Genomic DNA, 24,419 nt, shown 5'->3' with positions numbered 1-24,419 from the left:
CTTGGGCAACGGCTACAGGTGTCGATACATTCCTGTGGGAGCTGCCAAAGACTGCGATTTTTTGATGCTTAGCGGGTAATCACGGAATCAGTCCGGCAACCAGCCCCACAACCAGTGATTGAGGTTGTCGCCGCGCAGCATGAAATCTCGATGCACCGCTTCACGCAGTTCATCGCCCATGCGGTAACTCGCATCCGGGTCGGCCAGGTGCATGCGGATAGCTTGCAGCCATTCGTCCGCGCTGTTGCTGTAGACCTTGGTGCACGGCAAGTGGCCGCGATAGGCCTCGGTATCGGTGCAGATCACCGGGTACCCGCAGGCGCCGTACTCCAGCAAGCGCAGGTTGCTTTTGCAGTCGTTGAAGATATGGAATTCCAGCGGTGCCAGCGCCAGGTCGAGGTTCAGGCTGGCCAGTTTGAATGGATAGCTCTGCAAGCCGATGGTGGAGTGAAACTCGTGGACATACGGACGCAAGGCGTCAGGGCACATGCCGAAGAACACCCACTCCACTTCGTTCGCCAGTTCGCGAACCACGTCGGCAATGATCTCCAGGTCACCGGTATGGCTGGTGCCACCCCCCCAGCCCACCCGCGGCTTGCTGGAGGTACGGCGGCGGCTGGTCAGTGTCGCCCATGGGTCCGGCGATAGCATGTTCGGCACCACGCGGATCTCGCTGTGCATGCTCGACAAGGCATCAGCCAGCGGCTGAGTGGTGACCACTACGCGATCGCATAGGCCAATGCCTTCACGCAGCATCTGCTCAGTGTTGACGGGCTTGTTGCGGGCGTGGGTGTTTTTCTTCGGCGCACTGACGATGTAGTCGTCGAGTTCGAAAATTCGTAGCGCACTGGAGTACTTTTTCATCCGCAGAATGTCACCCGCGGCGCCTTCGCTGTAACGTCCTTGCAGAATGATCGTGTCTGGAGACAGACGCTCGATCTCCACGGTCGACGGCGACTCATAGGCCACCCGCGCGATCACCCGACTGGCCGCTTCGAGTTCGGCCAACGGCGCGGTCACCCGGTAGTGACCGACGGCGGTGCTGTTGACTGGCAGACCGAGAATCAACGGCAATGCGCGGGTGCAGAACGGGTTCCAGTTATTGCGCAGCGACGGCTCCAGGCTGAAGCTTGAAACCCCAAGGCTGAGCGCCGGACTGTAGGCCGGATCCTTGGCGATCTTCGGCAGCCATTTGCGATAGAAGATTTCCTGTTCATGCTCTCGCAGCGCCCATGTCGAAGGCGGCGTCGGCGATACATCTTGCGGCACCCACACCACGCTGGCGTAAGGCGTCCAGACCACTAGATAACCATCCTTGCTCGCCCGCAAACACAAGTCGACGTCGCTGAGACCTTGGGTGAAGGTCGCCTCATCGAACTGCTCGAGCTCATCGAACACTTGTTTGCGCACCATCAGGCAGTGACTGCTTACCGCGCTCCAGTTCTGGGTTACTTGCAAACGCTGCATGTAGCCACGAGAGCCAGCCGCCTCGCCATGAAATGGCGAGCCGAACGGCCCGGCCAGGCCAAGAATCAACCCGGCACTGACGATCGAGCCCTCGGGACTGAGGATGCGGGCACCGACCACCCCCACTTCGGGGCGCTGGGCGTGATTGAGCAATTCATCCAGCCAGTCGCTGTCGCAGATCACTGTTTGCGCGCTGAGCAGCAGCAAGTACTCGCCATGCGCCAGGCTCGCGGCGAAATTGCGAATCGCCGCATCGTTGGCGTCACCGGCGTAACGCAGCACTCGCAGCATCGCGGCGCCCAACTGCGCCATCGCCGCCAGCCAGTCGAGCATCGCCGGGTCGTCCGTACCGCTGTCAACGATCAGGATTTCGTATTGGCTATAAGCCGTGCGCTCGATCAAGCTTTCGATGCAACGCTGCAAGGCGTACAGCGAATCACCGGTCTGGACGATGATCGACACCAACGGACGCGCCCCATGGAGGTAGTCGATGCGGTTGATCAACGGCAACTCTTCCTGCCGGATCGCGTGCGCCACACCAATACGATCCAGGTGTGCGCTGACCATCCTGGCATTGCTCTCGATCACTTCGGGCAACGACAGCCAGGCGGCGAAAGAGTGACTCGACTCAACCTGGATTTCGGCGATGTGCTCGATGGTTTGCGGCCCGGCCTCTTCCACCAGACGCCATAACAGATCGTGCGGCGCCAGCTCACCGTGAGCCGAATCGAAACCGCCCAGCGCCATGAAGCGCTGCCGCTCGAAGGCCAGGGTTCGACCGACATAGGGATAGGCGCGCATCAGATCGAGGTTGAAATCGGGTTTGAACACCGGGTCGACCGACTCGCCATCGACCAGCGCGCCCTCGTCGCTGTAGGCACAGAGAATGCCCGCCGAACCCGTAATGCGTTCGGCCAGGATCAGCAGAGCCGACTCGCGCAAGGTGTCGCCAGCCTGCAGCAGATAAAACCAGTGAGCGCCTTCCAGCTGCGGTACCACCGCGTTGAGCTGTTGTGCCCAATCCGCCTGGAACGGCAACTGCACCACACAATCGTCGGTCGCACACACGGCATCAGACAACACCAGTACTGCCTGAGGCGCGTACAGTTGCTGGCTAATGCTCTGCAACGTAGTCTTGAGCGCCGCACCGTCAGCAGTGCTGTCGATCACGATCGGCACGATCTGCGGACGGAACGTCCAGCTGTCGAGGCGTTGCGGCATGAGCCGCTGCTCGACATCGGAGAACCTGCGGATCGCCAGCCATTCGCGATAGAAATCGGCGTAGCTTTCGCTCTCCGCGCCCACCCGGCCATTCACCACCGTGTTTCGGTTGCCCAGAATGCGCACCACGCACAACTCTTCCCAGGCGTGGGGCTGGTCGGTGATTTTGGCCAGTTCGATGTAGCGTACCCAACCCGATGCCGGCGCCGATTCACCCCTACGCGCCGCAAGCATCTGCGAAAGCCAGCTCCACTCCACCGCTGCGGCCTTGACCATTTCCGGGGTTTTGCTCAGACGCTCCGGGTACAAACGTTCGGTGCTCAGCACAGTGCTCAGCGACACCAGATTGCCGCGACGCATCAAGCACACGAACAAGGCGAAATCGAGCATGGCGACGAAACCGGCGCCTTCCTGAATCAGCGCCGGCAACAGCTCCAATACATCGGCGCGACGCATCAGGGTCGAACTGAAGTTGCCGAGGAAATTCTTCGGCGTACCTTCGAAGATCGCCAGCATGTCATCGCCCTTGAGCAAGGCGTCGTTCGGCGCGAACCGGCAGTTGTCGACCCGTGGCGGCAGAATGAAATTACCGGCATCACTGAGCATCCGCAGGGCAAACACCACATTCACATCCGCGTGATCGATCAACACCTGCGCTTGCAATGCAATGCTCGGTGAAAACAGACGGTCGTCGTCGCACAGCACTTTGATGAACTCGCCCCGGGCTTCTTCGACGCAACGCAATACGTTCTTCTGCAAGCCCAGACGCTGCGGGTTACGCAAGTAGCGAACCGGGTGAGCCGGCTCATTGAAGGCCTCGACAATGCCGCGGATCTCGTCGCTGGACGAATCGTCACAGACAACGATCTCGATGTGCTCGTAGGTCTGGGCGAGCGCACTTTCCAATGCCTGGCTGAAGAAGCGCGGGTTGAAGGCTGGGATGACGATACTGACGAGGGGGCGTTGATTCACGGCAGGAAACTCTCGAGCGGCGGGCCTCTACCCTTTCAGGCAGAGGCCCCGGAACCGCTTGCAAAAAGACGGTTGGCAGCTCGGCAGACGCAGGCTCAGACCTTGTTGAACAGGCCCAGCTGAGCAATCTTGCTGAAAGCCAGTTGCGAGGCCTGCAACATGGTTTGTTGCAAGGTCAGACGGGTCATCACTTCAGCCGAATCGGAATCACGAATCGAGGATTGGGTCTGGGCATTGGCCAGTTTCAAGCTCTGGTTGGTATCGCTCTGGGTATCCAGGGCAGCACCGCGACCACCGACAGAGCTCAAGGCGCTGGACAGCTGATCAGTGCCACTGGCCAGGTTGGCGATACCGGAAGCCAGTGACGCTTGCAGTTTCTGAGTAGCGATCGCGTTGCCATTGGTCGGTGTATTCAGAGCGGTTTTCAACTGGCTCACGGTGTCCAGGATGTTCTGGGTTTCGTGAGTGTTGACCGCGATGCTGAACTGATCATTGGTAGCCGGCGCACCGGTCAGGGTGAAGCTCACACCCGATGCGGTGGCGACGCTGCCGGCCATGGTTCCGGCAGACACTGGCTTACTGTTGGCCGTCAAAGGCGCTGCGTACAGTTCGAAGGCGGTGGCGCTGGTGAACTTGAGGATCGCCGAACCGGTAGGGAAACTGGCGTGGTAATTCGCCGGGTTGGTGATGCTGCTGGTGGTGACCTGCGCCGTCGAAGGGTTGCCCGGGCTAGCGGTTGCGGTGAAGGTGTCCGGCTTGGCCGCCAGGGTAAAGGTGTGGCCAGGCAGCACGGTAGCCGCCGTATCACCGACGCCAAGATTGATATTCAGGGTCAGCTCGACACCACGGAAAGTGACGGCCTGGCCGGCCCGGCTGGCAGGATCGAACGCGCCGCCCTGACTGGCTTCGGCAGTCACATCGTTCCCGCCCGAGTCAGTGATTTTCAGCTGGGTGCCGCTGACGAAGTCCACGGTATAGGGCTCGCCACTACGGAACTTGCTGTTGTAGGTCACGCCCGACGACACCTGGCCATTGGACAGGGTCACGCGACCGTCATCGGTCACTGGCGCGGTCATGGTGACCTGGCTCCGGCTGGTATTGATCGCCTGCTGGAACGCATCCCAACCGGTGCTGTTGGTGGCCATCGACATGGTGTCGCCAATCGCCAGGTCGAGCGTTACCTGGTCACCGTTGTAGCTGTAGGTGCCATCGTTGTTACGTGTGAACGGCACGGTATCGCCCTTGGAACCGGCGAAGATGTATTTACCGTTCTCGTCTTTGCTGTTCATCAGGCTCAGCAGCTGCTCTTCGATCTGCCCCAGCTCCGACGCGTTGGCCTGGCGGTCGGCATCCGTGTAACCGGCGTTACCGGCGCTGACGGCCAATTCCTTGGCGCGCTGCAATACGTTGCCGATGCTGTTCATCACCGCCTCAGTGGTACCAAGGGTCCCCTTGATGGTGGTGGCGTTAGCCTCATATTGATCGAGCATCGAAGCCTGTTGACCCAATTGCAGCAAACGCGAAGCGCCGACCGGATCATCGGCCGCGGTGTTGACGCGAACCAGGCTGCTGGCCTCCTCGCTGCTCTTGACCACGTTGGCGAAGTTCTTCTGATAGTTGGCGGCAGAGGACTCGTAAAACTGGGCGGTAGAAATGCGCATGGGCTACGACTCCTTAAAGACTGTTGATCAGTGTGCTGAAGATTTCCTGCGCAGCCTTGATGATCTGCGAAGACGCGGTGTAGTACTGCTGATATTTGACCAGGTTGCCGGTCTCCTCATCGAGGTCGACACCCGATAGCGAATCGCGAGCGCCTTTGGCGTTGGCCAGAATCGCGTCGGTGGCAGCGCTGTCGAGCTTGCCCTGAGCGGCCTTGGCGCCTACGCCCTCGACCAGTTTGCCGTAGGCGTCGTTCAGGGAAATGCCTTTACTGGCCGAACCGGTGTCTACCGTCTGCTTGGTCTGCAAGCCGGCCAGTGCGGTACCGTTGCGGTTGTCCAGCGTCCCCGGCTGACTGAGCGTGACGTTGATCGCGGTACCGTTACCTGGCGAACCGGCTACGGTCATGTCGAAGGTCGCGGTACGCTGCACAACTGGCGGTCCCGGATCATTGATCGCGGCGCCGCTGGCGTCGACCAGAGGAATGGTCAGGCTCAGCGTGTTGTTCTGGCCCGGCACGATGGTGCCGCTGCTGAGCGGGTTACCCTTGGCATCAAGCATTTGGTAAGTCTGGGTCGTACCACCCGTGGCACCGAACACGATTTTGACCGGCGTCGAGTTCTTCAGCCCGTTCTGAATGGCCAGCGTGGTGGCCGAGTCGTAGATATCGAACTTCGTGGTCAGGGTCGGTTGACCGCTGGCCGGAATCGTCAACGTGCCGCTTCCGCCCGGCGCAATGGCCGCGCCCAACGGTGCCGCGATGGCCAGACGTTTGGAGTCGGTCATCTCGGTCTTGATGTTGGTCGCCGCGTTGCGGGTCGGGGTGATCTTGAAGGTGTCGCCGGCGGCTGCGGTGCCACCGGTGAGCTTAATGGAGAAACCATCGATCACCGGCGGCGGCGTGATCAGCGTGCTGGATGCGCCCACGGCGGTGCCTTCAGGCAGACGCTGCACGGTGTAGTCAGTGGTGGTGGTGAACGTGACCTTGTAATCGTTGATGGTCAGCTTGCCGCTGTCCTCGATGGTCACATCGAAATTGCCCGAGCCTGCGCTGTTGCCGACGGTAGCGATACTGCGTTGGGCCATTTGCGCGGCACTGTTGATGCTGTTGAACAGGTTCGAGCCGAAGTCACCGTTCTTGTCGATGCCTTGGGCCTGAAGGGTGTTCATCTGATCGGCAACGACCAGCGCCACGCGACCCAGCTCGTTCATGGCCGGGTCCAGCACAGTGCTGCGATAACGCAGCAAGCCGCCCATCTCACCACCGGTCACGACCGAGGTGATGTCGATGGTGCTCGAGCCGCGATTGAGTTGAATGGCCGAACGCGACGGGTCGGTTTTGCTCGGCACCACTTCCAGCTTGCTGGCGGTGCTGCCCATGACCAGCGGCTGACCGCTGCCCAGGTAAATATCGAGGCTGCCGTTACGCTCGATCACTTGCGCACCGGTGAAGGTGGACAACTGGTGCACGGTCTCGTTGCGCGCATCGAGCAAGTCGTTGGGCTGGCCGCCAGCGTTGGAAATTTCGGAAATTTTCTGGTTCAACTGGGCCACGGTGGCGGCCAGTTTATTGACCTGATCGGCCATGTCCGCCAGGTTGCCGTTGACGTTGGCGTTCTGCTGCGTCAACTGGCTGGAGATCGAGTTGAACCGATTGCTCAGGGCTTGCGCATCGCTGAGCAGCAGTTGACGGGAAGCATCGTCGCCCGGCTTGGCGTTGACGTTTTGTACCGAAGCAAAGAACTTGGTCAGGGCGCCATTGAGTCCGGTGCCGCTGTCCGACAACAAGGCATCGAGCGGGCTGATCTGCCCGGCGTAAGCCGCCGAGTCGCTGTTGAGCGAGGTGGAGGTTTGCAGTTGCGCATCGAGGTAGCTGTTGTACACCCGGCGCACATCGGCCAGGGTCGTACCGGTGCCGATGTAGACATTTCCGAACGGGTTCGAGGCCTTGGTGCCCTGCACGGTTTGCTGGCGTGAGTACCCGGCGGTGTCGGCGTTGGCAATGTTATTGCCGGTAGTCATCAGCGCGGTTTGGCTAGCGGATAAACCCGACATCCCGATATTGAGCAAACTCATGGTTCAAACCTTATACCTTGTGCCTATAAAGGCGTGGTGGAAGCGCCCGCCGCAGCGTAGTTTTGATAACTCGTCATCTGCTTGGCTATCTGCGAAATCTTGCTTGCGTAATCCGGGTCGGTTGCATACCCGGCTTTTTGCAACTCGCGTACAAACTGTTCTGGGTTATCGGCCGACTTCAGCACATCTTGATAGCGATTATTGCTTTGCAGCAGCGTCACAAGGTCATGGAAGCTGTCTTTGTAAGAGCCGTAGGAACGGAACTCGGCTGTCTCCTTGACCTTCTCGCCATTTCTGAATTCGCTGGTGATCGCCCGCGCCGAATCGCCCTGCCAGTTACCGCTGGCCTTGATGCCGAACAGGTTGTGGCTGCTGCTGCCATCCTGGGCGCGCATGACCGATTTGCCCCAACCGGTTTCCAGGGCAGCCTGAGCCACCAGGTAACGCGGATCGACGCCGATGCGGTCGGCGGCTTCCTTCGCCAGCGGCAGCATGGTGTCGACGAATTCGTCGGCCGAGCTGAAGGCTTTCTTCGCTGGCGCCAGGGGTATTTGAGCCATGGCGCGACCATAAATCTGCAAGCGCCCGCTGGCGGTCGTGTCCGTTTGCGAAGTCAGCCAATCGCCGTTGTACAGGGAACCGGAACCGGTTTTGTTGCTTTGCGGGACCTGGAGGCTGTTCTGCGCGGGCGTCGCCGTGGTCGATGTCGATACCGATGCAGAAGGCACCAGCCCGGCGAGCAGACGGTCCGCCAGTTTTGGTGGCAACGCCAGACGCCGCTGATTGATCAGCGCCATGTCATTGCGATGAGCGCCATCACCCGCGCTTGCCGGCGACTTCACCGAGCGCGAAGCCCACAACGGGCGCTCACCATTGAGACGCGACAACGGCCCGTTAGTAGCGACCGTACCGGCGGCAATCGGTGTTTCCACCGCGGCTTTCGCGGCAGCCTGCTTGGCGGCAGACGCTGCCGCCGCCTCCCCTGGCGCCATGGGTTTGTTCTTCGACATCTGGCGCATCAGCACGTCCGCCAGACCAATACCACCGCCTTCGCGGGACATGGAAACGGCCAACTGCTGGTCGTACATTTCCTGGTATTGCTTGGCTGCCGGCGTGTTGAGCGGATTGTCCTGACCCAGCGCTTCGGTGGCCGAGCGCATGGACTTGAGCATTTCACCGAGGAACAGCGACTCGAATTCCTGCGCCACTTTGCGCATGTTCGCATCGCTGTTCTTGTCACCGACCTTGAGCTGGTTCAGGCGGTTCAGGTCCGAGTAAGAACCTGAGTCACTGCTACTGACCAGACCGCTTTTGCGCATATCCATGGTCGCCGTCCTCAGATCACGATCAGGTCGGCTTGCAATGCGCCGGCCTGTTTCAGCGCTTCGAGAATCGCCATCAAGTCACCCGGCGCCGCGCCGACCTGGTTCACCGCACGAACGATTTCGTCGAGAGTGGTGCCCGGGCCGAATTTGAACATCGGCTTGGCTTCCTGCTGGGCGTTGACCCGCGAGCGCGGCACGACCGCTGTCTGCCCGTTGGACAGAGGGCCGGGCTGGCTGACGATCGGGTCTTCGGTGATGGTCACGGTCAGGCTGCCGTGGGTCACGGCAGCCGGAGAAACCTTGACGTTCTGGCCGATCACGATGGTACCGGTGCGCGAATTGATGATGACTTTCGCCACCGCCTGACCCGGGTCGACTTCGAGGTTTTCCAGGATCGACAAATAGTCGACCCGCTGGCTCGGATCGAGTGGCGCCGTCACGCGGATCGAGCCACCGTCAATGGCCTGGGCCACACCAGGGCCGAGCATGTCGTTGATCTTGTCGACGATGCGCTTGGCAGTGGTGAAGTCCGAACGATTGAGGTTCAGGGTCAGGCTGTTGCCCTGATTGAAACCGCTTGGCACCGCACGCTCGACCGACGCACCACCCGGGATGCGACCGGCCGATGGAACGTTGACGGTAATCTTCGAACCGTCACGACCTTCGGCATCGAAACCGCCAACCACCAGGTTGCCCTGAGCGATGGCGTAGACGTTGCCATCGATACCTTTGAGCGGCGTCAACAGCAAGGTACCGCCGCGCAGGCTTTTGGAGTTACCGATGGACGCTACGGTGATGTCCACCTGCTGACCCGGCTTGGCGAACGCCGGCAAGTCGGCACTGATCGATACCGCCGCGACGTTTTTCAACTGCACGTTGCCAGAGCCTGCCGGCACCTTGATGCCGAACTGCGAAAGCATGTTGTTGAAGGTCTGCAGAGTGAACGGGGTCTGGGTCGTCTGGTCACCGGTGCCGTTAAGCCCGACCACCAGGCCATAGCCGATCAATTGGTTGGAACGCACGCCGGAAATACTGGCGATGTCCTTCAGCCGCTCGGCTTGAGCATCGAAGGCCACGGACAGCAACAGAGCGCCCACTATCAGGTGTTTAAGATTCAACATAGCCACCTAGAAAGGGAACAGCGGGCTGAGGAAGAAACGGTCGAACCAGCCTGGCTGACTCGCATCGGCAAACGCACCGGTGCCCGAATAGGTGATGCGTGCATCGGCGACGCGGGTCGACGACACGGTGTTGTCGGTGGCGATGTCATCGGCGCGAACGAGGCCGGCAATCCGTACCAGTTCGTCACCGGTGTTGAGGGTCAGCCACTTCTCGCCGCGCACGGCGATGATGCCGTTGGGCAACACGTCGGCGACGGTCACGGTGATCGAACCGGTCAGGCTGTTGCTCTGGCCGGACTTGCTGTCGCCCTTCGTCGAGCGGTCGGCGCTATAGCCCGCGTTCAGGCTCAGATCGTTGCTGCCAATCGGGTTATGGGTGGTCAGGTTGGAGCCGAACAACGAGGTCAGGCCGATCTTGTTATCGCTGTTCTTGTCCATCTGCGAGTTGGCGTTCTTGCTCGCCTGGGTACGCTCATTCAGGGTGATGGTGATGATGTCACCGACCCGGAATGCCTTGCGGTCGCCGTACAGGTTCTGTTCGAAACCGGCCTGGTAGATCGAGCCATTATTGGCGGCAGCCGGCAGCGGCGTGCGCGGCAACACCGGGGCGTAGTAAGGGTCATTGGGCTTGGGCGGCGGGGCAACGCAGCCCGCGAGCACGACGACCCCACTCAGTGCCAGAACAGATACAAAGCGATTCATGACCCTACCTCACGGTGTTGCAGGCGACCTCATGGCCGCCTCATAGACTTGATTACAGATTCTGCGTTACGAACGAGAGCATCTGGTCGGCGGTGGAGATCACCTTGGAGTTCATCTCGTAGGCGCGCTGAGTGGTGATCATGTTGACCATCTCTTCAACGGTGCTGACGTTGGACGTTTCCAGGGTGTTCTGCAGCGTGGTGCCGAAACCGGCGAGGCCCGGGGTGCCGACTTGCGGCGCGCCACTGGCAGCGGTTTCCAGGAACAGGTTGTTACCCACCGCTTGCAGACCGGCCGGGTTGATGAAGTCGGCGGTTTGCAGGTTGCCGATCACCTGGGCGGCCGGGTTGCCGGGAACGGTGATGGATACGGTGCCGTCACGGCCAACGGTGAAAGTCTGGGCGTTGTTCGGAATGACAATGGCCGGCTCTAGGGCGAAGCCGCTGGCGTTGACGATCTGGCCGTTGGAATCCAGGTGAAAGGTACCGTCACGGGTGTAGGACGTGGTGCCATCGGGCTGCAGAATCTGGAAGAAACCGCGACCGTCGATGGCCATGTCCAACGGCTGCTCGGTGGTTTGCAGGCTACCGGCGGTGAAGTTTTTCTGGGTGCCGACGATGCGAACACCGGTACCCACTTGCAGACCCGACGGCAATTCGCTGTCCTGGGTCGACTGGGCGCCTGGCTGGCGTTTGATCTGATACAGCAAGTCCTGGAACTCGGCGCGGTCACGTTTGAAACCCGTGGTCGATACGTTCGCCAGGTTGTTGGAAATGGTGGTGAGGTTGGTGTCCTGGGCGGACAGACCTGTTTTGGCAACCCATAGAGCCGGAAGCATTCGATTCTCCTCGTGCGCCTGTTTTACGGCGCGACGTTCTGATAATTAGCTGATCTGCAAGACCCGAGCCATGGCCTGGTCATCGTCTTTGGCGGTATTCATCATCTTGATGTGCAGCTCGAACTGCTTGGCCAGCGCCAGCACCGAGGTCATTTCTTCCACGGCATTGACGTTGCTCGACTCGAGGAACCCGGACACCAGTTTGACCTTGGCATCGGCTTGTGCCGGCTTGCCGTCCTGGGTGTGGATCGAACCGTCCAGGCCTTTGGTCATGTTCTTGAAGTCCGGGTTGACCAGTTTGATGCGGTCGACTTCGGCCATCACCCGCGGGCCTTCGCCCATCGCGCGGATGCTGACGGTGCCGTCTTCGCCGACTTCGATCTGCTGCTCGGGCGGTACGGCAATGGGCCCGCCATTGCCGACCACCGGCATACCGTTGCCGGCACGCAGCACACCCAGCGCGTCAACGTTGAGGCTGCCGGTGCGCACGTAGCTTTCACCGCCATCAGGGTTCTGCACGGCAATCCAGCCATTGCCTTGCACCGCGACGTCGAGGTCACGACCGGTTTCCACCAGCGTACCCGGAGAGAAGTCGGTGGCAGGACGTTCGCTCATGGCAAACGCACGCGCCGGAAAGCTGTCACCAAACACCGGCATCGAACGGGCCTGTTCCAGGTCCTTCTGAAAACCGTTGGTAGAGATGTTCGCCAGGTTGTTGGCATGAGCCTTCTGCGCCAGTGCATTCTGGCTGGCGCCGGTCATTGCCACATAAAGGTACTTGTCCACACTCTTTCCTCTGCATGCCGGACGTTTGCCGCCCACCGCTGTACTGCTGAGCCATAAGCAATTTGCAGACCAACTTTTTTCTGGCGGCGCACGGCCCGACAAACAAAGGACTTGAGGGATTCAGAGAGAATTGGGAAATGTATCGAAGACGAAAAACCGGCGGTGTTATGCCGCTTCGCGGCAATCCTCAGTTACCCCCTGATCGTTCCCACGCTCTGCGTGGGAACGATCAGTCAGGTGTTGTCTTTACCGACTTCGTACTCACGCAACTTATTGGCAATGGTCGTATGCGAAACCCCCAACCGCTTGCCCAGTTGCCGACTGCTCGGATGCTCGGAATACAAGCGCTCCAGCACGGCCTTTTCAAAGCGCCCGACAATCTCGTCCAGGCCGCCCTCAAGGGAAAAATCGCCAAGCGGCTGACGCACGCCGTAGTCCGGCAGACGAATGTGCTCGGCTTTGACAGTGCCGCCGTCGCACAGGGAAACCGCCTGGAACAGTACGTTTTCCAACTGCCGCACGTTACCCGGCCAATGATAGTGACTGAGCCGCTCCATCGCCGCTGGCGCCAGTTTTGGCAACGGACAACCGATCTGCCGACTGGCCTGATCGAGGAAGTGCTCCACCAGCGGCGCCAACCCGTCGAGGCATTCGCGCAGCGGCGGAATATGCAGCGAGAGCACGTTCAAGCGGTGATACAAATCCTGGCGAAACTCACCGCGAGCGCACAGCTCGGACAAGTCCACTTGAGTCGCGCAGATCACCCGCACATCCAGATAAACCTCTTCATCGCTGCCGACACGACGGAAGCAACCGTCCTGCAGAAAGCGCAGCAACTTCACCTGCAAGCGCGGGCTCATTTCGCCGACACCATCGAGAAACAACGTACCGCCCGCCGTCAGCTCCAACAGCCCGAGCTTGCCTTCGGCCCGCGCGCCTTCGAAGGCACCAGGGCCGTAGCCGAACAGTTCGGTCTCGGCCATGGACTCAGGCAGACCGGCGCAGTTGAGCGCCATCAACGGTGACTGACCACGCGGGCTCGCCAGGTGACAGGCCCGCGCCAACAACTCCTTGCCGGTGCCGGTTTCGCCTTCTATCAATAGCGGCGCATCCAGTGGCGCCATGCGTCGCGCTTCGCGAACCACCGCAGCCATCACTTTCGAGCTCTGGAAAATACTGTCGAAGCCGCGCAACTCCTGCTTGCGCACGTTATAGATACGCTCGCCTACCCGATCCGCGCGGTGCAACGTTAACACTGCACCGGCCATGGCCTCGCTTTCATCATGCTCCGATTGCAGTGGCGCGATGTCGGCGAGAAACACGTCACCCTTGACCTTGACCCGCAAGCCGTTAATCCGCGACTTGTTGGCGCGCACCAGCTCCGGCAAATCGAAATCCTCGGCATACCGCGACAGTGGAATCCCCGGCACTTCATCCACCCGCACCCCGAGCAACTGTGCCGCCGCACGGTTGGCCGCGACGATGGAGCCGCCCATGTCGATCGACAGCACCGGAAATTCCAGCGCCCCGAGCAAGGCATTGAGCTCCATGTGCCGACGCTCGCTGGGCATCAGCCCTACGCGCTTGACGCCGAATACCCCGCCAATCGCCTCGAATTTCGGACGTAACGCCTGGAACTGAATATTGATCAGGTTCGGGCAGTGCAGATAGATCGCATTGCCGTGCTCACCGCCCACTTCGCCGCGGGCGACGTTGATTCCGTACTCCACTAGCAAGTTGAGAATGTCGCGCAGGATACCGATGCGATTCTGGCAGTGAACTTTGATACGCATATAAAGGCCTGTAACAGCGTTGATCGAGGCCCGGCGCAAGGAATTTTCTGCGAGGGCATCCAGTTAGTCGTCAAGATTATGTGACACTCATGGGCCGTTTCAAACCCGAAAATATCAATACTTGCGCAGCTGCGACTAATCCGTAACGAATACTTTACGAAAAGCGCAGATTTTTCCTACATGCAACGACGATCATCTGCTGCAACACCGCACGCCTTGGGGTATTTCTAGGTCTATAGCTGTACACACAACAAGAACAAATCCCTTAGCAGGAGAGCAGCATGAAGCAGACGCAATACGTGGCTCGCGAGCCCGATGCGCAAGGTTTTATCGACTACCCCGCCGAAGAACACGCGGTGTGGAACACGCTGATCACTCGCCAGCTGAAAGTGGTCGAGGGCCGTGCGTGCCAGGAATACCTGGACGGTATCGAAAAACTCGATCTGCCCCACGACCGCATTCCGCAACTCGGTGAAATCAACAAGGTCCTCGGTGAAACCACCGGCTGGCAAGTGGCCCGAGTCCCCGCACTGATTCCTTTCCAGACCTTTTTCGAATTGCTGGCGAACAAGCAGTTTCCAGTGGCGACGTTTATTCGCACCCGCGAAGAGCTGGATTACCTGCAAGAGCCGGACATTTTCCACGAGATCTTTGGCCACTGTCCGCTGCTGACCAACCCCTGGTTCGCCGAATTCACCCACACCTACGGCAAACTCGGTCTACAGGCTTCCAAGGAAGAACGCGTGTACCTGGCGCGCCTGTACTGGATGACCATCGAGTTCGGCCTGGTCGACACGCCGCAAGGCCTGCGCATCTACGGCGGCGGCATTCTGTCCTCGCCCAAAGAAACTGTTTACTGCCTGTCGGACGAGCCTGAGCATCAGGCCTTCGACCCGCTGGAATGCATGCGCACGCCGTACCGCATCGACATCTTGCAACCGCTGTACTTTGTCTTGCCGAACCTCAAGCGCCTGTTCGATCTGGCCCACGAAGACATCATGGGAATGGTCAAGCAAGGTATGCAGTTGGGGTTGCACACACCGAAATTTCCGCCAAAGCCCAAAGCGGCCTGAGCAGATCCCGCTCGCGACTTACGCGCAAAGATAGTAATTTCCAACAAGAATCGAATTCAGGAACCCACCATGAACGCTCTGAACCAAGCCCATTGCGAAGCCTGCCGCGCCGATGCCCCTCAGGTCAGCGACGAAGAATTGCCGATCCTGATCAAGCAGATCCCTGACTGGAACATCGAAGTCCGCGACAGCGTGATGCAGCTGGAAAAAGTTTTCCTGTTCAAGAATTTCAAACACGCGCTGGCGTTCACCAACGCCGTCGGTGAAATCTCCGAGGCCGAAGGTCATCACCCTGGCCTGCTGACCGAGTGGGGCAAAGTCACCGTGACCTGGTGGAGCCACTCCATCAAAGGCCTGCACCGCAACGACTTCATCATGGCCGCACGCACCGACGAAGTGGCGAAGAACGCCGAGGGCCGCAAATAATGCATTTCGATGCCATCGGTCGAGTACCCGGCGACCCGATTCTCGGCCTGATGGAGGCCTACGCGCTGGACCCCAACCCGCGCAAATTCGACCTCGGCGTGGGTGTCTATAAAGACGCCCAAGGCCTGACGCCAATCCCCGAAGCGGTAAAGCTCGCCGAGCAGCGCCTGGTAGATCGTCAATCCACCAAGACCTACATTGGCGGCCACGGCAGCGTAGCGTTCGGCAAGGTCATCAACGAGTTGGTGCTTGGCGCTGATTCGGCGCTGATCGCCGAACAACGGGCCGGCGCCACTCAAACGCCGGGCGGCACTGGCGCACTGCGTTTGAGCGCCGACTTCATCGCCCAATGCCTGCCGGGCCGTGGCGTGTGGTTGAGCAGTCCGACCTGGCCGATCCACGAAACCATTTTCGCGGCGGCCGGGGTCAAGGTCAGTCATTACCCGTACGTGGGCAGCGATAACCGTCTCGATGTGGAAGCGATGCTGGCGGTGCTCAATGAAGCCCCCAAGGGCGATGTGGTGCTGCTGCATGCCTGCTGCCACAACCCGACCGGTTTCGATCTGTCCCATGACGATTGGCGTCGAGTGCTGGACGTGGTGCGCAGTCGCGATTTGCTGCCACTGATCGACTTCGCTTATCAGGGCTTTGGCGACGGTCTGGAGCAAGATGCCTGGTCGACCCGGCTGTTCGCCGCCGAATTGCCGGAGGTGCTGATCACCAGTTCCTGCTCGAAGAACTTCGGCCTGTACTGCGACCGCACCGGCGCACTGATTGTCTGCGCGCAAACCGCCGACAAACTGGTGGATATCCGCAGCCAGCTGGCCAACATCGCCCGTAACCTGTGGTCGACGCCACCGGATCATGGCGCCGCCGTGGTCGCGACCATCCTCGGCGACCCTGAGCTGAAAGGCCGCTGGGCCGACGAAGTGGAAGCCATGCGTTTGCGCATCGCCCAGTTGCGCAGCGGGCTGGTCGAAGCGCTTGAACCCCATGGCTTGCGCGAGCGATTTGCGCACATTGGTGTGCAACGCGGGATGTTTTCCTACACCGGTTTGTCGCCGGAACAGGTCAAGCAATTGCGCGAGCATCACAGCGTATACATGGTCAGCTCAGGCCGGGCTAACGTCGCGGGGATTGATGCGACGCGTCTGGATTTGCTGGCCGAAGCTATCGCTGACGTCTGCAAGTAACCCCTGTTTCTCCATTGATCATTCCCACGCTCTGCGTGGGAATGCCTCAACGGACGCTCCGCGTTCGGCTTTGGAGGGGACGCGGAGCGTCCCGGGCTGCATTCCCACGCGGAGCGTGGGAACGATCATCGCAGCTTCCGCCAGCTCCTACACAGACCTGTCTAGACAATCCCATCCGTCGCAACAATTGGATATAAAAGTCTTTTTGTCATTTCTCCTGCTGTATCCTGCCCAGGCTTTTTAGAAAGCGCGGATCTACCAGATCTATCAACAGACTTTGCGAGGAGCGCTATATGCACGAGATCCCTAATCTCCCCTTCCCAAGCCTGCACGACACTGAGCAGACGACCACGCAACAAGCCGGTGCCCAACAGCCCGAGACGAAAGAAGCACCTGAACGCCGCCAGGCCGACAGCGACGACTGATACCTGCACGACCAGACCGTGTGGAAAGCGCTAATATGCGCTTTCCACACCGCCTGAACCTTGAGCTTTCCCATGACCGATGAATCCAGCGTCACATTCAACGAAGCTCAGGCCAGCGTCCTGATCGGCACCGCCGAGAAGATGATCGAGATCTGGAACCGCCTTTCCCCCGAGAAACAAGCTACCCTGCTGGCCCGCTTCGGCAGCGAAGAAAACGCCCTGGCCGCCCTGGTCACGACGCAATTGGTTGCCCCCGCAAAATCCTGATTCTCCCTGTCCGGTAAATAGTTTTACTTTTCCAGCCCCGCGACCGCCCGCGCCGCTATCATAAGCAGCCTATCTATCCAGCTGCCCCGTGGACCTTCTACCCATGTCAGAAACCCAGCGCCCCCTGGCGGTCACGCTGCAAGTTATTTCCATCGTCCTGTTCACGTTCATCGGTTACCTGAATATCGGCATTCCCCTGGCCGTATTGCCGGGCTACGTCCACAGTGATCTCGGTTTCGGCGCCGTGATCGCCGGGCTGGTGATCAGCGTGCAATACCTGGCCACCCTGCTCAGCCGCCCTTACGCCGGGCGCATCATCGATAACAAGGGCAGCAAACTGGCAGTGATGTACGGCCTCGCTGGCTGTGGTTTGAGCGGTGTATTCATGTTGATTTCGGCCTGGACACAAAGCCTGCCCATGTTGAGCCTGATCAGCCTGTTGATCGGCCGACTGGTGCTCGGCAGCGCAGAAAGCCTGGTCGGTTCCGGGTCGATCGGCTGGGGCATCGGCCGGGTCGGCGCAGCGAACACCGCCAAGGTCATCTCCTGGAATGGCATCGCCAGTTACGGTGCCCTGGCGGTCGGCGCGCCGCTGGGAGTGCTGCTGGTGAGTCAACTGGGTTTGTGGAGCATGGGCATGAGCATCGTGCTGCTGGCCGTTCTGGGCCTGGCGCTGGCCTGGCCAAAAACCGCTGCACCTATCGTTGTTGGCGAACGCCTGCCGTTCATGCATGTGTTGGGGCGCGTGCTGCCTCATGGCTGTGGCCTGGCGCTGGGCTCTATCGGCTTTGGCACCATCGCCACATTCATCACGCTGTATTACGCCACTCGGCAGTGGTCCAACGCGGTGCTGTGCCTGAGCCTGTTCGGCGCCAGTTTCATTGGCGCGCGGTTGCTGTTCGGTAACCTGATCAACCGCCTCGGCGGCTTTCGCGTGGCGATTGCCTGCCTTTCGGTGGAAACCCTCGGGCTGTTGCTGCTGTGGCTGGCACCCGATGCCCATTGGGCACTGGCCGGTGCGGCGCTGAGCGGTTTTGGATTTTCGCTGGTGTTCCCGGCGCTGGGCGTGGAAGCGGTCAACCTGGTGCCCGCCTCCAGCCGTGGCGCGGCAGTCGGGGCCTATTCACTGTTTATCGATTTGTCGCTGGGGATTACCGGGCCCTTGGCCGGTGCGATTGCGGCGGGGTTCGGTTTTGCTTCGATCTTCCTGTTTGCCGCATTGGCCGCGCTGAGTGGTTTGGCACTGAGCATCTATTTGTACCGGCAAGCGCCAAAGTACTTTAATGAAAAGCACCTTAATCAAAAGCACCGCGAAGAACGCAACGCCCGTTAGAAATCCACCTTGCCCCGCCCGGCCTTGATGCTGCCGCGCTTGGTCTTGGATTCGAGCCGACGCGTCTTCGAACCGAGGGTCGGCTTGGTCGGGCGGCGTTTCTTTTCAACCTTGGTGGCGCTGAGGATCAACTCGGTCAGGCGCTCCAATGCATCGGCGCGGTTCTGCTCCTGCGTGCGGTATTGCTGGGCCTTGATGATCAACACGCCTTCGCTGGTGATGCGACTGTCGCGCAACGCCAGCAGCCGTTCCTTGTAGAACTCGGGCAAGGACGAGGCCGGAATGTCGAAGCGCAGGTGCACGGCGCTGGAGACCTTGTTGACGTTCTGCCCACCCGCACCCTGGGCGCGAATAGCGGTCAACTCGATCTCGGCATCCGGAAGATGCACGTTGTTGGAAATTACCAGCATGGAAAAGAGTCCAGGATCGGGGTGTTCAGGATACCGCGAATGAGGTTCTGATTAGCAGGCAATTACTGGAGCAGGAGTAGTTAATGAAGCATGCCAGACTTTTCTTACAGTATTCTCTGATTTACAAAAGGGGAGTTGCTTTGATTCGAAGGGCTATACTAATCTAAGACTTCACATTGAAGGATTATATTAACTAATGAGCCTTGAGAATATCCGATACTACTTAGCGGTAACCTGCTTGGTTTCAGGCTACTCAATTCCTATTATGGGAGCCGTTGTCTGGACCATAACCGAAATAATACCGCTAGAGGGACGCAATTTAAACATTGCCTACTTAGCAACGTACGCCCCCATTGTATTATTCGGTTTGCGCTTCTACATCCCAAGATTACGTGGTATAGCATAAACATGATCATACCGCGCAACATCAATTATTGCCTACCATCGACGACCCCTCTTTAGCAATAGAACTTAACGTTATAGAATCAACCAAACCCTCAAAAAACAAAGCTAGAGTACCAGCTTGCTGATAAGCCCGTTCATTACTAACGGGATCGTACCTAAATAGTTGAAAAGAACCAGGCTTGCGCACCCTCCTAAATAAGCCATAACCGGACAATAACAAATCGGTAGAGTAATATGCCATACTCCCCTTATAATCATCCCTAAAAAGAGCTTGATAGCCACGCCTAATAGGACCTTGAGCACTAGGCACATCGGGGCCGTTATAAATATTCGCCACTCCCTCGGCGATGTTATTAGCCCCATGACCGATTAGAAGCGCACCTGGCACGACTCCGACTCCCCATGACGCGCCCGCAATCGCAATGCCAACTTCAATTTGCATCCCTCCCGCCAAAACACCGATGCCGTTTTGAGTATAAAAAAGCACCTTCGACAATAACTCTTCGTGCTCGGCTCTTAATTCCTGAACCCCTTGCCACGCGCTTATGAGCCCTTCGTCAACGGCCTGAATAACCTCGTTAGCATAGGATGAAATAATCGAACTGAACCGTAGCCGGGTAAAACCGTCCGGCAGATAAGTCATGCTGATGTTGCATCCAACCGCCACCAAATCAGAAGCGGCTTTCGTCACATCATGAATATCACAGGAGTCCTCATTCATCTTCATTCGCCCAGGTACTGTACGCACTCGTCGCCCCAGGAACGTGCGCCCAGGCAATATCTCTATAACGAATGGACACTTGCTCTTGCGGTTCAGCATCATTCATACGTACAGCGTGAGGTACTTGCTGACTGATATGCGCGATACGTGCACCGGTGAGATGGATTGAATAATATCGCTCCTGCCCTCCAGTTGTTGCGGTGCGGTAAAAATTGATAATGCACTCCACTTCTTCACGCTCATGCAACGCGCTCGCCAACAGAGGTGAAGATTTATCGATAGCCTTGGTGATCATGACCGGCATATGTTTGCCGCGACCACCGGCCATGGCACCGTCATTTCCCGTCAGCATATCGTGCAAGTAAGCCAACACCATTATTTCGTCCTGATGGCCGGACTGACATTTATTACCGATGGAGCTTTGACCGGAGCAGCCAGCGGAAATCAAACCTTGACGCTTACCGGTAATAGTCATGTAGCTGTGACTGGCCATAATCACTCCTTATGTATTGGGAGCGCCAGCGTATGACAAAAAGTAACCGACAGGTTGTAGGCCATTTCTGAACCTCTGCCTGTTTTTCAGTTTTTCCGAAATTACTGTAATAAACAGAGAATGACCTTGTAGGATCAAGACTTCAGCACAATCGCAAAGGTATACATAAAAACAACAAACCCGGCACATGGCCGGGTTCGTTGTTCTGCGTTTTGCACTTACTTGGCAGCAGAGCCTGCTGCCTGCAACGCATGCTGGGCGCTACGCTTATTCTTGATGCCGTAGCAGATCCACATGAACGCGACCCACACCGGAATCGCGTACACCGAGATCTGGATGCCCGGGATCAGCAGCATCACACCAAGGATGAACACCACGAACGCCAGGCAAACATAGTTACCGTACGGGTACCACAGGGCCTTGAACAATGGCGTCTGTTGGGTCTTGTTCATGTGCTGACGGAACTTGAAGTGCGAGAAGCTGATCATCGCCCAGTTGATTACCAGGGTCGCAACCACCAACGACATCAACAGTTCCAGTGCATGTTGCGGAACCAGGTAGTTCAGCAGCACCGCGACCAGGGTCACGGCGGCCGACGCCAGGATCGAACGCACCGGCACGCCACGCTTGTCGATCTTCGACAAGGCCTTCGGCGCATCGCCCTGCTCGGCCATGCCCAGCAGCATGCGGCTGTTGCAGTAGGTGCCGCTGTTGTACACCGACAGCGCCGCGGTCAGCACCACGAAGTTGAGGATGTGCGCGGCGGTGTTGCTACCGAGCATCGAGAACACTTGCACGAACGGGCTGCCGCTATACGCGTCGCCGGAAGCATTCAGGGTTGCCAACAAACTGTCCCAAGGGGTCAGCGACAACAGAACCACCAGCGCACCGATGTAGAAAATCAGGATCCGGTAGATCACCTGATTGATGGCTTTCGGGATCACGGTTTTCGGCTTGTCGGCTTCAGCGGCGGTGAAACCGAGCATTTCCAGACCGCCGAAGGAGAACATGATGATTGCCATGGCCATCACCAGTCCGCTAACGCCGTTCGGGAAGAAGCCGCCGTGTTCCCACAGGTTGGTCACAGAGGCTTGCGGGCCGCCGTTACCGCTGACCAACAAGTAGCTGCCCAAGGCAATCATGCCGACAATCGCCACGACCTTGATGATCGCGAACCAGAACTCGGCCTCGCCAAAGACTTTGACGTTGGCCAGGTTGATCAGGTTGATCAATACGAAGAACCCGGCTGCCGATACCCAGGTTGGAATGTCCGGCGCCCAGTAATGGATGTATTTGCCGACCGCGGTCAGCTCCGACATGCCCACCAGAATGTACAGAATCCAGCAGTTCCAGCCCGACAGGAAACCGGCAAAACCGCCCCAGTATTTATGGGCGAAGTGGCTGAACGAACCGGCGACCGGCTCTTCGACGATCATTTCGCCCAGCTGGCGCATGATCATGAAGGCAATGAAGCCGCAAATGGCGTAGCCGAGGATCATCGACGGGCCGGCGGATTTGAGCACGCCGGCCGAGCCGAGGAACAACCCGGTACCGATCGCGCCACCGAGGGCTATCAATTGAATATGACGATTTTTCAGGCCGCGTTTCAGCTCGCCTGAATGCGAGTTTTGTCCACTCATGAAAAGGTCTCACGCAAGGTTTGATGATGTTCAGTAGACGTTGCTGCTCAGTTGCGATTTCAAGCAGCGCCGATCAAACCCCAGCGCAGGCACCAGGAGTTCAGCGTTTTTACGACAGTCATGCGTCACCTGTTTGTTTTTATCTGTGACGAAATCGAACCCGACACGCTCGTGACGCGACGGAGTGAACAAGGCGGATAGCCTTGAGGTTTGCGCGATTGCGCAGAAGGTCACAGTTAAAACGCGGGCGCATTGTACACCTGTAACCCCCTGCTACCAGACACCGCAGGATCAGCGCGTCGGTTGCCGGGATTGCCTGTGTCCGCCTCGAGGGTCTCGGGCGACTGCAAAAATTGAGTCAGACCTTTGCGGGTCATCGATAGGAGCAGCGGAAAAATCGCTCCACGCAGAGAGGTAAAGATGAGCCACGGCGTTCATTGCGCCTCCTTCTTGTTATGCACCTGCACGACAGGCATGGGCGCATCTCATCCTTCCTTCGCTGCTGAAACAAGCGCGCCAGAGCCCCTGGACAGCGAACGAATGCTGGCGGACGGCAGATTTTCCTTACAGTAGTTTTCGCCTTGGCATTTCAAAGGGTTTAAAGGCGCTTTTCGTAAGGTTTTATTGACGAGATGTAACGCAAGTTTGCCAAATCAGATCAATGAGCCCGCAGACTGTCCGTTGACGACAGAAAGCCTCCTAAGGAAATAGCCTGCTTGGAAGCCGCACCACTAAAACCAGACCCAAAAAAAACGCCATCCCGAGGATGGCGTTTTTCATGAGGCGCTTACCGATTACTCAGGCTTGCGACGACCGAAGCCTGGACGCTGGCCGGAACCGGCTGGCGCGCCGCGACGCTTGCCCGATGGCGCGTCACGATCGACCAGCACGATGCCTGGGCGTTTCTTCGGCGCCGGCTTGGCCGGGCGCTTGGTATCGGCCGGGCGGTCTGCCACGGGCGTACCACGACCGGCAGGCGCGCCGCGATCGCTACGACCACCGGACGGAGCGCCACGGCCTTCGCCGCGCTCAGTGCGACCGTTGGCCGGACGCGGCGTACGTGGGCCGCGCTCGCCGTCCTGACGGAGTGCTGGCTTGCGGGCCGGGCGTTCGCCTTCGATCTGCGGCTCACGAGAATCACGCGCTGTGGCCGGGGCACCAGCCGCTGGACGCAATGTACGCACGCGCTCGGTCTTGCCCATCGGACGCGACGATTTACGCTGCATACGATCGAGCTTGTCCTTGCTCTTGGCGTTCATTTGCGGCATCGCCACCGGCGTCAGGCCGACTTCAGCACTGAGAATGTCGACTTCGTACTGGCTCATTTCGCGCCAGCGGCCCATCGGCAGGTCGGAATTAAGGAACACCGGACCGAAACGCACGCGCTTCAGGCGGCTGACCACAAGGCCTTGGGATTCCCACAGGCGACGGACTTCGCGGTTACGACCTTCCATCACCACGCAGTGGTACCAGTGGTTGAAACCTTCGCCACCCGGCGCCTGTTTGATGTCGGTGAACTTGGCCGGGCCGTCTTCGAGCACTACGCCTGCCTTCAGGCGTTCAATCATCTCGTCGTCGACTTCACCCCGTACACGTACCGCGTATTCACGGTCCATCTCGTAGGAAGGGTGCATCAGGCGGTTGGCCAATTCACCGTCGGTGGTGAACATCAGCAAACCGGTGGTGTTGATGTCCAGACGACCGATGTTGATCCAGCGACCTTCTTTCGGACGCGGCATCTTGTCGAACACGGTCGGACGGCCTTCCGGGTCGACACGGGTGCAGATTTCGCCGTCGGGCTTGTTGTACATGATCACGCGGCGTACCGACTCGGCGGCTTCTTCGCGCTTGATCACCCGGCCATCGATGGTGATGGCGTCATGCATGTCGACACGCTGGCCGAGGGTGGCGTCTTTGCCATTGACCTTGATGCGGCCGTGGCTAATCCAGGCTTCTACGTCACGGCGCGAGCCGACGCCGATACGGGCGAGGACTTTCTGCAGTTTTTCGCCTGCTGGGCCGATTTCCTGGTCGTCTTTCTGGTCGTTGATACTCATCTGGGCACCTCCCGGT

The 24,419-nt window shown here is 59.0% G+C and carries 20 protein-coding genes; 6 read left to right on the top strand and 14 right to left on the bottom strand.

Annotated elements, in window-relative coordinates; genetic code table 11:
• Positions 1 to 87 precede the first annotated feature (87 nt).
• From LOY56_RS06820 to LOY56_RS06780, 9 genes are all read right to left on the bottom strand, one after another.
• Positions 88 to 3,660: a glycosyltransferase gene (locus tag LOY56_RS06820; protein WP_258620672.1), complete on the bottom strand. Its 3,573-nt coding sequence runs from the start codon at positions 3,658 to 3,660 to the stop codon at positions 88 to 90.
• Between the two features lie 95 nt (positions 3,661 to 3,755).
• Entirely contained in the window at positions 3,756 to 5,321 is a 1,566-nt protein-coding gene (locus LOY56_RS06815) for a flagellar hook-associated protein 3 (protein ID WP_258620670.1), read from the bottom strand.
• Between the two features lie 13 nt (positions 5,322 to 5,334).
• Positions 5,335 to 7,395, bottom strand: a complete 2,061-nt coding sequence (flgK, locus tag LOY56_RS06810; RefSeq protein WP_258620668.1) for a flagellar hook-associated protein FlgK — start codon at positions 7,393 to 7,395, stop codon at positions 5,335 to 5,337.
• 23 nt (positions 7,396 to 7,418) lie between these two features.
• Positions 7,419 to 8,720, bottom strand: coding sequence for a flagellar assembly peptidoglycan hydrolase FlgJ (flgJ, locus tag LOY56_RS06805; protein ID WP_258620667.1), 1,302 nt, complete (start codon positions 8,718 to 8,720; stop codon positions 7,419 to 7,421).
• An 11-nt stretch (positions 8,721 to 8,731) separates the two neighbouring features.
• On the bottom strand, positions 8,732 to 9,841 hold the full coding sequence (locus tag LOY56_RS06800; protein ID WP_258620666.1) for a flagellar basal body P-ring protein FlgI: 1,110 nt from the start codon (positions 9,839 to 9,841) through the stop codon (positions 8,732 to 8,734).
• A 6-nt stretch (positions 9,842 to 9,847) separates the two neighbouring features.
• Positions 9,848 to 10,543, bottom strand: a complete 696-nt coding sequence (flgH, locus tag LOY56_RS06795) for a flagellar basal body L-ring protein FlgH (RefSeq protein WP_258620665.1) — start codon at positions 10,541 to 10,543, stop codon at positions 9,848 to 9,850.
• Positions 10,544 to 10,595: 52 nt separating this feature from the next.
• Positions 10,596 to 11,381, bottom strand: a complete 786-nt coding sequence (flgG, locus tag LOY56_RS06790) for a flagellar basal-body rod protein FlgG (protein WP_258620664.1) — start codon at positions 11,379 to 11,381, stop codon at positions 10,596 to 10,598.
• A gap of 45 nt (positions 11,382 to 11,426) precedes the next feature.
• Positions 11,427 to 12,167: a flagellar basal body rod protein FlgF gene (locus LOY56_RS06785; RefSeq protein ID WP_258620663.1), complete on the bottom strand. Its 741-nt coding sequence runs from the start codon at positions 12,165 to 12,167 to the stop codon at positions 11,427 to 11,429.
• 233 nt (positions 12,168 to 12,400) lie between these two features.
• Positions 12,401 to 13,960: a sigma-54-dependent phenylalanine hydroxylase transcriptional regulator PhhR gene (locus LOY56_RS06780; protein WP_007902506.1), complete on the bottom strand. Its 1,560-nt coding sequence runs from the start codon at positions 13,958 to 13,960 to the stop codon at positions 12,401 to 12,403.
• A gap of 281 nt (positions 13,961 to 14,241) precedes the next feature.
• Between LOY56_RS06780 and phhA the strand changes: the two genes are divergently transcribed.
• From phhA to LOY56_RS06750, 6 genes are all read left to right on the top strand, one after another.
• Complete coding sequence (gene phhA, locus LOY56_RS06775; RefSeq protein WP_258620662.1) at positions 14,242 to 15,033, top strand: phenylalanine 4-monooxygenase; 792 nt, start codon at positions 14,242 to 14,244, stop codon at positions 15,031 to 15,033.
• Positions 15,034 to 15,102: 69 nt separating this feature from the next.
• Positions 15,103 to 15,459 (top strand): 4a-hydroxytetrahydrobiopterin dehydratase, encoded by a 357-nt coding sequence (locus LOY56_RS06770; RefSeq protein ID WP_007902503.1) that lies wholly within the window; start codon positions 15,103 to 15,105, stop codon positions 15,457 to 15,459.
• Entirely contained in the window at positions 15,459 to 16,652 is a 1,194-nt protein-coding gene (locus LOY56_RS06765; protein ID WP_408980353.1) for an amino acid aminotransferase, read from the top strand. Before LOY56_RS06770 ends, LOY56_RS06765 begins: the two co-directional genes overlap by 1 nt.
• A gap of 293 nt (positions 16,653 to 16,945) precedes the next feature.
• A complete protein-coding gene (locus LOY56_RS06760) occupies positions 16,946 to 17,077 on the top strand; it encodes a hypothetical protein (protein ID WP_258620661.1) in 132 nt (43 codons plus the stop codon).
• 72 nt (positions 17,078 to 17,149) lie between these two features.
• Positions 17,150 to 17,344: a hypothetical protein gene (locus tag LOY56_RS06755; protein WP_201059596.1), complete on the top strand. Its 195-nt coding sequence runs from the start codon at positions 17,150 to 17,152 to the stop codon at positions 17,342 to 17,344.
• 103 nt (positions 17,345 to 17,447) lie between these two features.
• A complete protein-coding gene (locus tag LOY56_RS06750) occupies positions 17,448 to 18,677 on the top strand; it encodes an MFS transporter (RefSeq protein ID WP_258620658.1) in 1,230 nt (409 codons plus the stop codon).
• Here LOY56_RS06750 and arfB read toward each other — a convergent pair.
• The 5 genes from arfB to rluB form a co-directional block, all read right to left on the bottom strand.
• On the bottom strand, positions 18,674 to 19,087 hold the full coding sequence (arfB, locus tag LOY56_RS06745) for an alternative ribosome rescue aminoacyl-tRNA hydrolase ArfB (protein WP_258620656.1): 414 nt from the start codon (positions 19,085 to 19,087) through the stop codon (positions 18,674 to 18,676). The two genes, LOY56_RS06750 and arfB, sit on opposite strands and share 4 nt — an antisense overlap.
• Positions 19,088 to 19,514: 427 nt before the next feature.
• Positions 19,515 to 20,213 (bottom strand): DUF4225 domain-containing protein, encoded by a 699-nt coding sequence (locus LOY56_RS06740; protein ID WP_258620655.1) that lies wholly within the window; start codon positions 20,211 to 20,213, stop codon positions 19,515 to 19,517.
• Positions 20,206 to 20,706: an Hcp family type VI secretion system effector gene (locus LOY56_RS06735; RefSeq protein WP_258620653.1), complete on the bottom strand. Its 501-nt coding sequence runs from the start codon at positions 20,704 to 20,706 to the stop codon at positions 20,206 to 20,208. The genes LOY56_RS06740 and LOY56_RS06735 overlap by 8 nt, the downstream gene beginning before the upstream one ends.
• A gap of 218 nt (positions 20,707 to 20,924) precedes the next feature.
• Positions 20,925 to 22,346, bottom strand: coding sequence for an amino acid permease (locus LOY56_RS06730; RefSeq protein WP_258620651.1), 1,422 nt, complete (start codon positions 22,344 to 22,346; stop codon positions 20,925 to 20,927).
• A gap of 794 nt (positions 22,347 to 23,140) precedes the next feature.
• Positions 23,141 to 24,403: a 23S rRNA pseudouridine(2605) synthase RluB gene (gene rluB, locus LOY56_RS06725; protein ID WP_258620649.1), complete on the bottom strand. Its 1,263-nt coding sequence runs from the start codon at positions 24,401 to 24,403 to the stop codon at positions 23,141 to 23,143.
• Between the last annotated feature and the right edge of the window lie 16 nt (positions 24,404 to 24,419).

The organism is Pseudomonas sp. B21-048 (assembly GCF_024748615.1).
GTDB lineage: Bacteria > Pseudomonadota > Gammaproteobacteria > Pseudomonadales > Pseudomonadaceae > Aquipseudomonas.
This window is presented reverse-complemented; position numbering and strand designations above follow the sequence as displayed.

Coding starts and splice junctions, on each gene's coding strand:
- LOY56_RS06815 (WP_258620670.1), bottom strand. CDS start 5,321: ATGCGCATTTCTACCGCCCAGTTTTACGAGTCCTCTGCCGCCAACTAT.
- flgK (WP_258620668.1), bottom strand. CDS start 7,395: ATGAGTTTGCTCAATATCGGGATGTCGGGTTTATCCGCTAGCCAAACC.
- flgJ (WP_258620667.1), bottom strand. CDS start 8,720: ATGGATATGCGCAAAAGCGGTCTGGTCAGTAGCAGTGACTCAGGTTCT.
- LOY56_RS06800 (WP_258620666.1), bottom strand. CDS start 9,841: ATGTTGAATCTTAAACACCTGATAGTGGGCGCTCTGTTGCTGTCCGTG.
- flgH (WP_258620665.1), bottom strand. CDS start 10,543: ATGAATCGCTTTGTATCTGTTCTGGCACTGAGTGGGGTCGTCGTGCTC.
- flgG (WP_258620664.1), bottom strand. CDS start 11,381: ATGCTTCCGGCTCTATGGGTTGCCAAAACAGGTCTGTCCGCCCAGGAC.
- LOY56_RS06780 (WP_007902506.1), bottom strand. CDS start 13,960: ATGCGTATCAAAGTTCACTGCCAGAATCGCATCGGTATCCTGCGCGAC.
- phhA (WP_258620662.1), top strand. CDS start 14,242: ATGAAGCAGACGCAATACGTGGCTCGCGAGCCCGATGCGCAAGGTTTT.
- LOY56_RS06770 (WP_007902503.1), top strand. CDS start 15,103: ATGAACGCTCTGAACCAAGCCCATTGCGAAGCCTGCCGCGCCGATGCC.
- LOY56_RS06765 (WP_408980353.1), top strand. CDS start 15,459: ATGCATTTCGATGCCATCGGTCGAGTACCCGGCGACCCGATTCTCGGC.
- LOY56_RS06760 (WP_258620661.1), top strand. CDS start 16,946: ATGCACGAGATCCCTAATCTCCCCTTCCCAAGCCTGCACGACACTGAG.
- LOY56_RS06755 (WP_201059596.1), top strand. CDS start 17,150: ATGACCGATGAATCCAGCGTCACATTCAACGAAGCTCAGGCCAGCGTC.
- LOY56_RS06750 (WP_258620658.1), top strand. CDS start 17,448: ATGTCAGAAACCCAGCGCCCCCTGGCGGTCACGCTGCAAGTTATTTCC.
- arfB (WP_258620656.1), bottom strand. CDS start 19,087: ATGCTGGTAATTTCCAACAACGTGCATCTTCCGGATGCCGAGATCGAG.
- LOY56_RS06740 (WP_258620655.1), bottom strand. CDS start 20,213: ATGAATGAGGACTCCTGTGATATTCATGATGTGACGAAAGCCGCTTCT.
- LOY56_RS06735 (WP_258620653.1), bottom strand. CDS start 20,706: ATGGCCAGTCACAGCTACATGACTATTACCGGTAAGCGTCAAGGTTTG.
- LOY56_RS06730 (WP_258620651.1), bottom strand. CDS start 22,346: ATGAGTGGACAAAACTCGCATTCAGGCGAGCTGAAACGCGGCCTGAAA.
- rluB (WP_258620649.1), bottom strand. CDS start 24,403: ATGAGTATCAACGACCAGAAAGACGACCAGGAAATCGGCCCAGCAGGC.